This window comes from Sphingobacterium sp. UBA1498 (assembly GCF_002325125.1).
Lineage (GTDB): Bacteria > Bacteroidota > Bacteroidia > Sphingobacteriales > Sphingobacteriaceae > Sphingobacterium.
On the sequence record NZ_DCRG01000032.1, the window covers coordinates 113,333 to 127,533 of the forward strand.

Annotated in this window: 15 protein-coding genes; 14 read left to right on the plus strand and 1 reads right to left on the minus strand. The window is 38.6% G+C overall.

Annotated features, from left to right (window positions below; genetic code table 11):
• Window positions 1-4 precede the first annotated feature (4 nt).
• The 11 genes from B3139_RS17545 to B3139_RS17595 all read left to right on the plus strand — a co-directional run bounded on the left by B3139_RS17545 (window position 5) and on the right by B3139_RS17595 (window position 10,191).
• Window positions 5-1,639, plus strand: coding sequence for a S41 family peptidase (locus tag B3139_RS17545; protein WP_293884835.1), 1,635 nt, complete (start codon window positions 5-7; stop codon window positions 1,637-1,639).
• Between the two features lie 32 nt (window positions 1,640-1,671).
• On the plus strand, window positions 1,672-2,814 hold the full coding sequence (locus B3139_RS17550; protein ID WP_293884836.1) for a TlpA disulfide reductase family protein: 1,143 nt from the start codon (window positions 1,672-1,674) through the stop codon (window positions 2,812-2,814).
• A gap of 193 nt (window positions 2,815-3,007) precedes the next feature.
• Window positions 3,008-3,319: a hypothetical protein gene (locus B3139_RS17555; protein WP_293884837.1), complete on the plus strand. Its 312-nt coding sequence runs from the start codon at window positions 3,008-3,010 to the stop codon at window positions 3,317-3,319.
• A gap of 101 nt (window positions 3,320-3,420) precedes the next feature.
• Window positions 3,421-4,071 carry a MarR family winged helix-turn-helix transcriptional regulator gene (locus tag B3139_RS17560; protein WP_293884838.1) on the plus strand — a complete coding sequence of 217 codons (651 nt, stop codon included), beginning with the start codon at window positions 3,421-3,423 and terminating at the stop codon, window positions 4,069-4,071.
• A 643-nt stretch (window positions 4,072-4,714) separates the two neighbouring features.
• Window positions 4,715-5,128, plus strand: a complete 414-nt coding sequence (uraH, locus tag B3139_RS17565) for a hydroxyisourate hydrolase (RefSeq protein ID WP_293884839.1) — start codon at window positions 4,715-4,717, stop codon at window positions 5,126-5,128.
• Between the two features lie 72 nt (window positions 5,129-5,200).
• A complete protein-coding gene (locus B3139_RS17570; protein WP_293884840.1) occupies window positions 5,201-6,037 on the plus strand; it encodes a phytoene/squalene synthase family protein in 837 nt (278 codons plus the stop codon).
• 53 nt (window positions 6,038-6,090) lie between these two features.
• Window positions 6,091-6,618, plus strand: coding sequence for an isopentenyl-diphosphate Delta-isomerase (gene idi, locus B3139_RS17575; RefSeq protein WP_293884841.1), 528 nt, complete (start codon window positions 6,091-6,093; stop codon window positions 6,616-6,618).
• The gene (locus tag B3139_RS17580; RefSeq protein WP_293884842.1) at window positions 6,615-7,529 is read left to right on the plus strand and encodes a TIGR01777 family oxidoreductase; all 915 of its coding nucleotides are present in this window, start codon (window positions 6,615-6,617) and stop codon (window positions 7,527-7,529) included. The genes idi and B3139_RS17580 overlap by 4 nt, the downstream gene beginning before the upstream one ends.
• Window positions 7,530-7,615: 86 nt before the next feature.
• On the plus strand, window positions 7,616-8,182 hold the full coding sequence (locus B3139_RS17585) for a Crp/Fnr family transcriptional regulator (protein ID WP_293884843.1): 567 nt from the start codon (window positions 7,616-7,618) through the stop codon (window positions 8,180-8,182).
• 85 nt (window positions 8,183-8,267) lie between these two features.
• Window positions 8,268-8,873 (plus strand): GNAT family N-acetyltransferase, encoded by a 606-nt coding sequence (locus B3139_RS17590; protein ID WP_293884844.1) that lies wholly within the window; start codon window positions 8,268-8,270, stop codon window positions 8,871-8,873.
• Window positions 8,874-9,117: 244 nt separating this feature from the next.
• The gene (locus B3139_RS17595) at window positions 9,118-10,191 is read left to right on the plus strand and encodes an ATP-binding protein (protein WP_293884845.1); all 1,074 of its coding nucleotides are present in this window, start codon (window positions 9,118-9,120) and stop codon (window positions 10,189-10,191) included.
• Between the two features lie 30 nt (window positions 10,192-10,221).
• Here B3139_RS17595 and B3139_RS17600 read toward each other — a convergent pair whose 3' ends face one another.
• Window positions 10,222-11,709: a PLP-dependent aminotransferase family protein gene (locus B3139_RS17600; RefSeq protein ID WP_293884846.1), complete on the minus strand. Its 1,488-nt coding sequence runs from the start codon at window positions 11,707-11,709 to the stop codon at window positions 10,222-10,224.
• A 33-nt stretch (window positions 11,710-11,742) separates the two neighbouring features.
• On the opposite strand from B3139_RS17600, the gene B3139_RS17605 reads away from it, so the two are divergent.
• The 3 genes from B3139_RS17605 to B3139_RS17615 all read left to right on the plus strand — a co-directional run bounded on the left by B3139_RS17605 (window position 11,743) and on the right by B3139_RS17615 (window position 13,963).
• Entirely contained in the window at window positions 11,743-12,243 is a 501-nt protein-coding gene (locus tag B3139_RS17605; RefSeq protein ID WP_293884847.1) for a cupin domain-containing protein, read from the plus strand.
• Between the two features lie 21 nt (window positions 12,244-12,264).
• Window positions 12,265-13,164 carry a dihydrodipicolinate synthase family protein gene (locus B3139_RS17610; protein WP_293884848.1) on the plus strand — a complete coding sequence of 300 codons (900 nt, stop codon included), beginning with the start codon at window positions 12,265-12,267 and terminating at the stop codon, window positions 13,162-13,164.
• Between the two features lie 352 nt (window positions 13,165-13,516).
• Complete coding sequence (locus tag B3139_RS17615; protein WP_293884849.1) at window positions 13,517-13,963, plus strand: GNAT family N-acetyltransferase; 447 nt, start codon at window positions 13,517-13,519, stop codon at window positions 13,961-13,963.
• Window positions 13,964-14,201: the final 238 nt, after the last annotated feature.

The window sequence follows — 14,201 nt, forward strand, 5'->3', positions numbered from 1 at the left end:
TACTATGAATAGTAAAGCAACAAGCTTACTCGTCGGAATGCTCGGTCTGGGACTGTCTTTACAGGCTCAGATGAATCCAAAATATAAATTTGAGGAGGCACTGAAGCTTATTCAGCAGAATTATGTCGACCAGGTAAATGAAGAACATTTGGTCGATGCCGCGATCAAAGCAATGATATCGGATTTAGATCCTCATTCACGTTATACGAGTCGTGAGGAAGCCGAGCAAATGCGTGTGGTCATGAGTGGAAGTTTTGCTGGAATTGGCATTCAGTTTCTAAAAAATAATGAACAGACCTTCGTAACAAAAGTTAATCCAGATGGTCCAGCCATGCGTGCAGGAATCCGTGTTGGTGACCAAATCCTCGGCATTGATGGCGATAGCATCGTTGGGGAAAAATGGGGGAACCGTGAGATTATGGAAAAATTGCGTGGGGAAAAAGATGTACCGGTTGTGTTGACAATCGTGTCGCCGGGAAGCACTGACAGCAAAAATATAAGCATAGTACGCGAAAATATACTGGAGAAATCCGTTCGTGAAAGCTATATGGTCGACAAGGAAATTGGCTATATTGCACTTTCAATTTTCAATCAGACCACGCGTCAGGAAATAGACGCTGCTTTAAAGAGCCTTAAAAGCCAGGGAATGAAAAAATTGATCCTGGACCTGCAGAGTAATGGTGGCGGCTATGTGCAATCCGCTATTGGTGTCGCAGATGAATTTTTACCCAAAGAGAAAATTGTTTTTTATTCCGTACCTAACCAAGGCGGAAAAGATTACTACTTCACTGGCGGTTATGGTCAATTTTACGAAGGGGAATTGGTCGTCCTAATTGACGAATCCACAGCTTCAGCCAGTGAAATCGTTACAGGAGCACTTCAGGACTGGGATCGCGCTGTGGTCATCGGTCGGCGCAGTTTTGGAAAAGGCCTCATGCAGAAACCCGTTCCATTGTCTGACGGTTCAGAAATGAATCTAACAGGAGCCCGCTACTATACTCCATCCGGACGGTCAATTCAGAAACCCTATACCAAAGGAAAGGAAGATTATTTCCAGGATTTTAATCGCCGTATGGCCTCTAAGGAATTATTGGAAGCAGGACATATTTCTTTTCCAGATTCTTTAAAGTACAGCACATTGACTAATAAAAGGACCGTGTATGGCGGCGGAGGCATCATGCCAGACCGATTTGTGCCCATCGACACAAATCTATATAGCACCTGGATGGCACAGTTCATGAACAATGGGATTGTTGCCAAAGGTGGATTTGAATTTGTACAGCAGAATCGTCGCGCGTTACTGAATGCTTATCCAGACTTTACCGCATTTAATTCTCGATTTAATGTGCCTAAAGAAGTGCATAGACAGCTGATTTCAGCAGCACGTAAGCAGTCTATTGCTATACCTCCAGAAGATCATCAAAGTGCCCATGCTGCCATCGACATAGAATTTAAAGCGCAGGTTGCCTCACTACTTTATACAGGTGGGGATTATATGGCGCGCATCAGAAATGAATCGAATAAGAGTTTCCAAGACGCCCTACTTGTCCTTCGTGACGAAAAGCTTTATAAACAATTATTACAAACGGGCATTGTTGGGCAAACCTTAAAAAAAGGTACTGAAAACGTGTCAAAATAAATTTTAAATAGTAGAATAAATACTGAATGAATATGAGAAATATAAAATGGACCCTCGCATTGGCCTGTATATTGCCAGCGATGGGATATGCGCAGCAAAATTATACGCTGCAAGGTACAGTGGGCAAGTTAGATAAACCTGCAAAAGCCTATCTTCGTCTGAGCTACGAAGGAAAAGAAAAGATTGATTCTGTTGAAATGAAAAATGGAAAATTTGAATTTAAAGGAACTATTCCGTCACCGATGGAAGCGCATTTACGTATCATTCACGATAATGCCCCTTTCGATCCAGCGAAACCACCAAAGCAAGATATATTGCCTTTTTTGATAGAAGGAACAACAATCAAATTCGCGGCGGCAGATTCTATACGACATGCAAAGATAACTGGATCTCCTTTGAATGCAGAAAATGATCGGGTAAATGCTATGCTAAAGCCGATTTATGACCAGTATCAGGTATTGGAAAATGAATATAAGTCCAAATCGCTTGCAGATCAGCAAGACCCCAAATACATTAAAACATTGGAAGATCGTGCTAATGTGATACAGCAACAGACAATCGATGCAAAGTTGGACTATGTTTCCAAAAATCCAAAAAGCTATATGGCCTTGATGGCATTTAACTCAACATTACCACCCGAGTTTGACGCTGTCAAAGCCGAAAAAATATTTAGCACATTAGATCCGAGCTTACAAAACTCTATTCTTGGGAAAGACCTTGCTAAGCGTATTGCTCTGGTCAAAAAAACGAGCGAAGGAGTAGAAGCACAAGATTTTACACAGCCCGATGTTGATGGTAAACCGGTCAAGTTATCGGACTACCGTGGAAAGTATGTCCTGATTGATTTTTGGGCATCTTGGTGTGCACCTTGCCGTCGTGAAAATCCAAATTTAGTAAAAGCCTATGCGAAATACCAGAAACAAGGCTTTGAAATTCTAGGAGTTTCCATGGATAAAGCCGCGGATAAAGCGAAGTGGTTAAAAGCTATTCAAGATGATGGACTGACTTGGAAACAGGTGGGGGATCTTAAGGGATGGGAAAATGAAGCAGGGGCCATGTATGATGTCAAGGCTATTCCCATGAATTTTCTGGTTGATCCAAATGGAAAAATTATTGCTAAATATTTGCGTGGTGAAGAGTTAGATAAAAAACTAGCTGAAATTTTTGCAAAATAGTTTTCATTGATGCTATAAAACAGCATCAGTGCCGACAAATTTTTATCCAGTTGCTAGGGCTGCAACCTCATTGTAGCCCTAGCAACTTCCTGTAAGTGATCACTTCCAAGATCGAATACGGCAATATATTGTCCGGTTTTAAAAAACAATATTCCATTTCAAGCTGTCTATCTATGTAAAATAGATAAAGAAAATGAATTTTGATCTGATTAAATGTGCAGACCTGAAGCAGGCCATACATATACCAAACACAACGACAGACCATAGTGAAGAAACTTGGTTTGTTACATTTGGAGAGGAAATCATAGGTGTCGGACTTTTTCCAATACAAAGCGAACATTGTTCCTTAGCAATTGTTGGAAATAGCTATGATGATAAGCAAATACTGGGTGATATTGACGCACACGATCCAGTAATTATTGAGGGCTTGAATATCGCATATGAAGGCTATTTAAGATCTATTGTTGGCGACATCGTTATAGGTGAAAAGCGAGTGGAAGATTAAACGAGCACGCCAATTTGCTGATGGTTACAATAGCTGCACGTACCTTTTAATTTTTTTTTCGCAATAAAAATTCTTTCATTTGTAAAGAAGAGAAAGTCGTGATGATAAGAAAAGATCTTTTGATCGAAATAGCTGAAGAGCTTGAAGATTACTGCACCAATGAATCAGCAAATGGCACACTTGATGATTTCCTAAAATACATGTATCTCAAAAATTCAATTGGGATGACTCAAACACGGAAAGTCGGGGGAGACCATGCAGTGGTAGAAGATAGGGACGTTCCAGCAGAAGATTTAGGAAAACTTCTTTTGATGATGAACCGTTATGCCAAACATTATATTAAATTGGCATTCGAAGGAACTCATCTACAGTCTCCAGAAGACTTTACCTTCTTAATGGTGCTATTTTCTTATGACAAACTTCTGCAAACAGAACTGATTCGAAAAAATGCAGTCGAAAAGGCCTCCGGTACTGAAGTGATTCGGAGATTAATGCGTCTTGGTTTAATTGAAGAGGCACCCAAAATCTCTGATAAAAGAGCTAAACCAATATGTATTTCCAATGCTGGGCGTGCCGAATTATTTAAGGTGCTGCCTAAAATGAAAATTGTAGGTAATATATTAGTTGGAAATCTTTCCAATAAAGAACGTGATTTATTGATCATATTGCTTGCAAAGCTTGATCATCATCATCATACCCTGATTGAAAAGAAAGACGTGAACGACCTCGAACAATATTTAAAAAAAGATTAGGCTAAGCCTAATCTTTTTTTATTTGAAAAAGCATTCTTTAGCTTAATCTTCGTGCAATGTGTTATCTTTGCGCAATGTGTTGATTATTAAATACCTATTGATTGTGCTCAACCGTCTTTTTATACCGATGTATTAGCTAAATTAATTATCTTCAATTATTTCACTGCTATTTTTTTTTTCTATTTTAGTATTTTTTAATACTAAAATAGAGTTTAAATGAACTATATTTGGTGGAAGATTTTAAATAATTTTTTTATGGTTACTAAAAAAATGGTGGTAAAATTCAATGAAGCTTATACCATTTCTAAGTAGCATCAGTGGCTTTATATTTAGAGCATGACAATAAATAGGAAAATTAGGATTACAAGATATCGGGTTTAGCGTCATCTCTTGTTTTTAGTTTGTTTTTAAACTTAAAATAAGGTATTCTAAATTTATTTAAACAATAATAGTATATTTATAATCTATTTAGGTTGAACTGAGCATCCCGATAGCGGATGATGCCCTTCACTACAGGCTGTAAATCGAGTGGAGTAAGAAAAGGAGTATTGGACATTAATTATGAGGGAGTAAGAATTGATCAAACCTTATTTTAGGTAAATAAGTTAAGTAATGAAAGAAAAGAGATATTAAATAAATAGATATGAATATAAACAAATATTTTATCATCCTGTTTTGTATGTTGTTTGGATTTACAGCGTATTGCCAGAATAATAAATATCAATTGTCGAGTCACATTTTGGATATTTCCAAAGGAAGTCCCGCACCAAATGTCAAAGTTGATTTGGAAAGACTAATGCCAAATAAGGAATGGATTACTCTAGCCAGTGAAAAAACGGATAGTAACGGTCGTATTGGTAATTTTTTAGTAGTTGGAAAGAGTGATAATAAAGGGATATATAAACTTAAATTCTATACAGAAAATTATTTTGTCAGTCAAAACCTCGAAACCTTTTATCCTTTTATTGAAGTCATTTTTGAGATAAAAGACGATAAACACTACCATGTTCCAATCACGGTAAGTCCATTTGGATATTCCACATACAGAGGTAGCTAGGTGAAATGAAAGCGGCTTATTGATCTTGTATTACTCAATCGAGCGTCTAGTCAGATCATAAATTATTGGACCATGAAGAAACTATTTGATGAACTCGCTTATGAAGTAAGCAAAAGAACTACCGAAAAATATAGTACCAGCTTTTCACTCGGTATCTTGGCACTAAAACCCTGCATTCGTAATAGTATTTATGCAATCTACGGCTATGTGCGGCTTGCAGATGAAATTGTAGATAGTTTTCACGGTTATGATAAGAAGCGCCTTTTGGGACGCTTATATTTAGATACAAACTGTGCTTTAGAAGAGAAAATTTCCTTGAATCCCATATTACAATCCTTTCAGGAAACAGTACATAGGTATGCAGTAGATACTGAGCTGATTCGTCAATTTCTTCACAGTATGGAGATGGATCTGACTAAGATCGATTACAATGACGAACGTTATAGGGAATATATCTATGGCTCGGCAGAAGCTGTGGGACTCATGTGTTTGCAAGTTTTTACCGAGGGAGACAGAGCGCAGTATGAAGAACTGAAACCCTACGCCATGAAACTCGGATCTGCATTTCAGAAAATAAACTTTTTACGTGATCTCAAACAGGACTATCATATTCTTGGAAGGACGTATTTTCCTAACTTGGATATGACAGTTTTTAATAACGCAATCAAAAGTCAGATTGAGCATGAAATTCACAATGAATTTAAAGAAGCGCTTTTGGGAATAAAAAAACTGCCCGCATCTGCAAAGTTTGGGGTTTATTTAGCTTACAAATATTATCTATCACTTTTTGCCAAGATTCGTAGAAAATCTTCAAAAGAAATTTTAGAAAATCGGATTCGGATACCGAATCTTCAAAAGGCCTTGGTTGCGGTCAAGAGTTATGTACGGTACAAAATAGCGTATTTATAAATTGAAATATGAATTTAGAGGCGGATATTCCTTGTCTCTTAAATTACAAAACTATGGATAGAAATCATGTTGTCATTGTAGATAAAAATGATCAACAAATGGGTCAGATGGATAAGCTTGCTGCTCATAAGGAAGGGCTATTGCATCGGGCTTTTTCAATATTTATTTTTAACAGTAGCGGAGAGCTACTGCTGCAGCAACGGGCGTTGGATAAATATCATGGTGGGGGGCTTTGGACAAACACATGTTGCTCGCATCCGCAGGTTGGGGAGGACGTTTTAGATAGTGCTCAAGAGCGGCTTTTTTTTGAAATGGGCATCACTTGCGAATTAAGTTTCTCTTTCGCCTTTATCTATCATGCTAAAGTCGAAAATAATTTGATTGAACATGAGTATGACCATGTATTCATAGGATGTATCGATACTGATCCAATACTCAATCCAGCAGAGGCCGCTGATTTTAAATGGTGTTCGGTTGAGCAAATTTTGACGGATATTTCTGCTCATCCGACACGTTATACCTATTGGTTCAAAGCCGCGCTTCCTCAGGTAATACAGAGGCTAAAACAAGCTAGTATATGAAGAAGATCTTAATCGCAGGAGGGACTGGTTTTGTAGGTGGTTATCTCGTTTCCCACCTCACACAGCTTGGTTATGAGGTACACGTCTTAACACGTAAGGCTCTAGCGGAATCTGAGCAGAGCGGAACAAAGTTTTTTGAGTGGGATTTAGAAAAGAGCTACATCGATATAAAGGCTTTTGAGGGAGTAGATACCATCATTAATTTGACTGGTGAAAATATAAGCGCCGGACGATGGACAACTAAACGCCGTTTGGACCTGATCGAAAGCCGGGTGTTGTCACTGAATTTACTTTACAAATACATCGAACATCATGCTATTGCGATTGATAAAATCATTTCATCATCGGCAGTTGGGTATTATGGTGCATGTACAACCGATACCCTATTTTCGGAAGATGCTTATAGCGGCAGTGATTTTCTGGCCCACATCTGTAAATTATGGGAGAAGGCTGCTCGGCAGTTTGAAAGCTTGGGCGTCAAAACTGTTATATTGCGAAAAGGTATTGTCTTGGGTAAAGAGGGAGGTATGTATGCTAAGCTTGCGCCGTTGGCAAGACTTGGTATCAATGTGTCAGTAGGCAATGGGAAGCAATACCTCCCTTGGATCGACATTCGTGATTTGGGGCGTATCTACGAGTTTATACTCCATCAAGAGGATGCCCGAGGTGTTTATAATGCTGTTGCTCCTCAACATATTACTATGAATGATTTTTCTTACGTATTGCTGAGATCGTTTGCTAAAACAAGCCTTTTGCCTAATGTTCCTGGATTTATGTTAAAACTATTATATGGCGATATGGCTGTCATGCTGCTGCAAGGTTCGCGCGTCAGTGACGAGAAAATTAGGCGTATGGGTTTTAAATTTATTTATGACACCATAGAACGGTCGCTGCTGCGTGATGGTAAATGATCGATAATTATATAAGCTGACTTTAGAACTTTTTCGTTTTATTTGCTTCATATGTGGTTACTCGTCCATATTATTTATATATACATATGATGCTTTACAATAACTATGCAACCTCCGTACTGAAAGATCTGAAGACCGCCATAGATGATCAGATCGCTGATTTTGTTGAGCTGGTCAAATTTCCAAAGAACACCTTATTGTTATCACCCGGACAGCGGAATTTGTATTATTATGTGGTGGAGACAGGAATCTTAGTGAACTATTATATAAGAGATACGGAAGAAGTTGTTACAAGCTTCACCTTTCCTGGAGATATCGTAGCTGACTTTAGAACAGCCGTATTCAAAATCAAAAGTACCGACTATATTAAGGCTCTTAGCCCAGTGACGGTTTATCGTATTTCTGTAGCTGATTTTGATAAGTTGAAAAAAGACAATATAATTTTATTGGAGTTGGAGAAAAAGCTAATTATTGCCTACGCTCTTCTTTTAGATGAACGTTTGCGATTTATTCAGCATACAACAGCTATGGAGCGATATCAATTTTTGATGGGTCATTATCCACAATTAATTGCCACCGTGAGTATCCGATATATAGCATCTTATATCGGAGTTAAAGTTGAAACATTGAGCAGGATTCGAGGCAAAATTTAGACGCGAATTATAGGGTACCGCTGTCTACTGATTTTATTGACAATTGTCATGTTTATTGGTCGTTTAATTTCAGTTTTTTGTATTTATGAAAAATAAGAAAGCAAATAAGACAGATGCTGCGCGCGTGTTAGAGGTTATATGTAGTTCATTTGTAAACGATCCTTGCTTTAGGTGGATGATTGGAAAAAGAAACTTCGAAAAAAAGATTTATTTTCTGGCAAATTATATAGTTGAAGAAACATTCACTAACGGTGAGATATTTATTGATCCGACTAGAAATGCTGTAGCACTGTGGCAATCTCAAAACAAAACGCGTGTAACAGCTGCACAAATAGTTAGAAACTTAAAGTTCTTACTCTACATGGGACCTTCGACAGTTTTTCGATCACTTAAACTGCTAAAACTTAAGGATGCGCATATAGATAATCAAAAGCCATATCTATATTTGGCATGTATCGGTGTAATGCCTTCGGGGCAGGGGAAAGGATTGGCTAAAGGATTATTAGATCCTGTTTTGACTGAGGCCGAAAATTCTGGAAGAGATGTATATCTGGAAACTGCTAATCCATTGAATGTAAAAATTTATAGGAAAAAAGGTTTTGAGATTATTGACGAAGTGGCGTTATCCGATATCAGAATGACGTTTATGGTAAGGCGCAGTTCAACTATCCATAAGACCGAGAGTGTCTAAAAATTGGTAAAGGGCTGAAAAACTCATTGAAATCTCCATATAGCTCTGTATGGACAACCAGTAAAAATAGCAGCTATTGGAAAAATGAAAAAGTAAATTTTCCTAGCCTGCTTCTGAGTAAAATGTTGTTCACTAAATGCTGTTGAGACGTTTAAATGGACTTTTATCAGCTTTTGTATAGGTAGATAAGTCAAAACAATATCTATATTAGCTTGTTTTTATGGGTAAAATATAATGTGCTTCTATGAATAAAGACAATAAAATTAACGACTTAACTCAACTCAACGAAGACCTGGAAAATTATTTTAGCAATACCATCATCCCACAATTATTTGTGGATGCGGACTTAATTTTAAGGAAGTTTACTCCGCCAGCGATGAAGCAGTTTGATCTTAAGCCAGAGTTCATAGGAATGTCCCTTGAAAATATAAGGGGAAATTTTCGGTTTCCGACTTTTATCAATAATATAAACACTGTTATGGCAACCGGTAAAATCCTGGAGAAAGAGATACAGACAACAGATTTAAGGTGGTATCAGATGAATATACTTCCTTATCATGTTCGTAAAGAGAACCGGACAAACGGTGTGATTATAACATTTGTCGATATTACTCCGAGGGTGAGAGATCTTAAGGAACAAGAACGGCTGGTTTTGGAACATGAGTTGCTGCTGGATACGATAGCCCATGATATCAAAAATCCATTATTGGTACTCAATCTTACATTTGGGTTGATGAAGGAAGTAAAGGATAGAAATTCCGAGAAATTCTTGCCTTTAATGCAAAATCATGAGAAAAGCTTGATAGAAATAAAAAAGATAATTCACGATCTTACCGAAAGTCGGTGGGAGAAGCAAAAGTATCAGGCATCATCTGAATTGGTAGATCTTCCTAATATTTTGGAGGACGTACGTTTAAGTTTAGCACAGCAGCTTATAGAGACCGATGCGATTATTCATCAGGATTTAGCGGTTTCGGAATTTTATTTTGTACGACGTAAGCTGCGCAGCGTGCTCTATAATTTGATCAATAATGCGGTGAAATATACCCCAGAGACACGCCCTCCGGAAATTCTCGTGAGATCATTCATAGCGGGTGACTATATCGTTGTATCTGTTAAGGATAATGGGATCGGTATGGGAGCTAAGGATAAGGAAACAATTTTTGAGAAATTTACGCGGGCTACCAAATTGGTTGATGGATCCGGAGTGGGCCTCTACCTGGTCAATACTATTGTCAAACAGGCGGGTGGCAAGATAGACTTAATCAGTGTACCTGGACAAGGGACTGAAATAAAGATCTTTTTAAAGCAAAGTTAGTTTAAATTGTTAACAATTGAGACTATCTGCCTATAGCACCTTCGACAATGCGATAATTCCTTCTTCTAATTCTTTTTCCGATAGAGATCCATAACCTAACCGGATGCCTTTTACCGGTTTATCGAAGCTATAGGTATTTGGTAGAATGATTTGAATTCCTACGCTGTCTAATTTTCCTGCGACATACGACCAATCGACGGCCTTATGGGGCACTATCCAAAATGCTAAACCACCTTCGGGGAAAGTAAATGTCGCTTTGTCGGCGAAATGTTTGTTTAACAGCCCCGCCATAAAATCCCTCTTGGATTTGTAATAATGGCTTGCCTTTTTGATATGACGTTTAATCGTACCATCTTTAATAAGTTGTAACACTGCCTGCTCCATAATACCGTCTCCCTGCACATCAATTATTTTTCGCAGGCTGCCCGCATTTTTAATTAAGTCACCGTTATTGCTTACCAGATAGCCAATACGCAATGCGGGCGCTACTACCTTGCTTAGCGTACCGATATATACATAGTTTTTTAGTTCTGTAAAACTTGACAAAGGCAACAGCGGACGGTATCCGAAATGAAACTCATTATCATAATCATCTTCAATAATAGTAAAACCATAGGTGTTGGAAAGCTGTATTAATTCCAATCTTCTCTTTAAACTCAGGGTTGCAGTCGTTGGGTATTGATGGTGCGGGGTTACGTAAATAGCCTTTATTTTTTTATAAGTTTTCAGATAGTGACTGACCTCTTCTATCATTAAGCCGTTGTGATCTACATTAACCGGCAGCAGCGTGGCCCCTGCATGTTCAAATGCTTCCCATGCGGGTTTGTAACCAGGATTTTCTATCATCACATAGTCGCCTTTGGTAAAAAGACATTGTGAAGTGAGGTACATCGCCATTTGACTTCCCCTTGTGATGCAGATATGATGTTCGTTTACCCGCATTCCCCTTTGATGATTGAGCATTTGAACAATTGTTTTACGAAATTCAAAATCTCCAAATTCATTGCCATAGCCCATCATCTGCCACTTGGCTTTTTGATTGAAAATTTGACGATAAGCGCGAGCCAGCTCACCAATAGGAGCAATTTTAGTATCCGGATGCCCATCATCAAACCGCAGATGATAATGCTGGTTTGCAGTACGCTGTATAGTCGCGGTTAGTTCATCACTACTGTGTACATCTTTAAAATTAGGCAATGTATCAGCAACAAATGTCCCTTGTCGTTCCTTAGAAACCAGCCAGCCTTCAATCAGCAGGACACTTAGCGCTTCTACAACCGTATTTCTATTGACTTTTAATAGTTGTGCCAAGTTTCTGCTTCCGGGTAAAGCATCCCCAGGATTTATTCGTCCCGAATGGATATCTTTTATTAAAGCATCGGCAATTTGTAGATAAATGGCCTTATCCAATTTCTCATCTAATTGTATTTCAAACTTCCAATCGCGTAACATCTGGACTATCAATTTTTGTAAAAACTGCATCATTAATACAGTCCAAAGATACAATACTTTTGTCATGCAATAGTGCAAAAAACAAATCATATTTCAGTAATGGCAAAATTAGAAACAGCTACAGAAGTAAAGAAATCTATTCATGACGAGCAAAAACAATTCAGTTCAAAAGATTTTCATCAAACATTTGCCCGGCCAACCTATGTAAAGCCTTCGCATGTTATCCACAAAAATGTAGAGAACGCTGGGGTACATCATCAATTTTCGGAGGAGAGAAAACATCCGGTATTCTTTGTGGATCTGCCAAGTAAAAATGTAAGTATGACTATCGGTGGATTATTGCCTGGACAGAAAACGCATCTACATCGCCATACCTATGAGACCGTTTTGTATGTGCTCGAAGGTAAGGGGTGGACAAAAGTTGAAGATGAAATTGTGGAATGGGAAGCAGGTGATGCTGTTTACATTCCATCGTGGGCGTGGCACCAGCACCAAAATCTAAACGATAGCCAACCAGCAAAGTATATTGCCTGCGAAAATGCCCCACAACTTCAAAACCTTGGAGTAGCACTCCGTGAAGAAGAAGGAAGAGATTTTTAACTTTAAAATGAAATTTACATAATGAGCACAGTACCATTTAAAGGTGTGATTGCCTATCCCATTACACCCTTTGACAGCAACGAGCACATCGATATTCCCTTGTTCAAAAAGCAGGTAGAGCGATTAGTGACAGCTGGTGTACACGGTATTGCTCCCTTGGGGAGTACTGGCGTGATGCCTTATCTGAATGATGGTGAAAAAGAAGCCATTACCGAAGCGACGATGCAACAGGTGGCAGGCAGATTGCCTACACTGGTAGGGGTTTCAAACCTTACAACAGAGCGAACCGTTTATCATGCAAAGTTTGCCGAAAAAGCAGGAGCAACAGCCGTAATGATTATTCCAATGAGCTATTGGAAACTTACCGATGACGAAATTGTAAACCACTACGACAAAGTAGCGTCCAAAATTTCTATCCCTATTATGGCATATAACAATCCGGCTACGGGCGGCGTGGATATGTCGCCTACATTGTTGAAACGTTTACTGGACATTCCAAACGTTACGATGATTAAGGAAAGCACTGGAGATATTCAGCGAATGCATTATTTGAGAAAGGTATTGGGAGAAGAAGTAGCTTTTTTCAATGGTTCGAATCCGCTGGCTTTGGCCGCTTTTTCTGCAGGTGCACGAGGTTGGTGTACCGCTGCGCCTAATCTGATACCTGAACTCAACATAGCACTTTATGACGCCATTGAGAAAAATGATCTGGGCCGGGCGAGAACAGTTTTCTACCAGCAGATTGAGCTGCTGAAATTTATCGTCGCCAAAGGTTTACCACGCTCCATAAAGGCAGGTCTGGATTTGCTTGAAGTAGGTGGCGGTGGATTTAAAAGCCCTATTCAGTCCCTCGATGAAATGGAAATAGCAGAACTGGCTGGCATACTTTCAGCTATGGAAAACGAAGTTTATCAAAGTTAAAGCTTGCTGGTGTACAACCTCTTTTCAGCATTGTTACCGGCTAATGCAAATGTATGACATCAACTTTGGAGTTTCGATCACAGATTGGAAGTCTTTTAAAAGCCCGGGAACCAACCAGAGCTTCTGGGCTTTACAGGTTCAGATGTGATTTCAAATAAAGTACAATGACGTCAAAACAGACGGGTAATTCATGTAAAGCTCGGTATAGGCCATTCAATACGATTAAGGTGAATGTAAAATCGAAAGCAGTAACCAAATCTTATGTACTGGCATACCCGTTTTTTGATAAACTGTACCACTAAGCTCATCTTATTATCATCTATTTTAGCATAATCAACAACACTCATAAAAAATGGAGTTTAACATTAAAAAAGTAGGTCTCAACGAATTAGACGAAACCGCAGAATTATTTAACCTTTACCGGATTTTTTACCGCCAGAACGAAGACTACCAGCAATGTAGAGAGTTTGTGCGGGAACGAATGATTCACGATCAATCCACTATTTTTGTGGTATATGCAAATGGTAAAGCTGTTGGTTTTGTACAGCTTTACAAACTGTACCATTACATTAAACTTGCAAAGCAATATCTGTTAAGTGATTTGTTTGTACATCCTGATTATCGAGGGCATGGCTTATCTGTGGCATTGATAAACCAAGCAAAACAGTGGTGTGGCGAAACAGAAGCTTGCGGATTGATGCTTGAAACGGAAAAAACAAACGACATAGGGAATAAGCTATATCCACGTTGTGGTTTCGAATATGATGGCAATCACAACTATTACTATTGGTGGAAGTAGAAAAATACGATAGCAGGACGTATAAATACAACGGTATTCTGTTGTAAAATAGGTTGCTAAAGAAGCGTTAAATTTCGGCCGAAAGTTTCGCTTTTTGAAAGGCCAAAAGGAGTAGAACGCAATAGTTTTCTACTCCTTCTTTTGTTAATTAAGTTGTTTTAATCGACATTATCATTTTTTCCAGTCTAAAAAGCTACCGTTTAGCTCCTATTTCCGATGGTACAGCAGCGATTCTCCT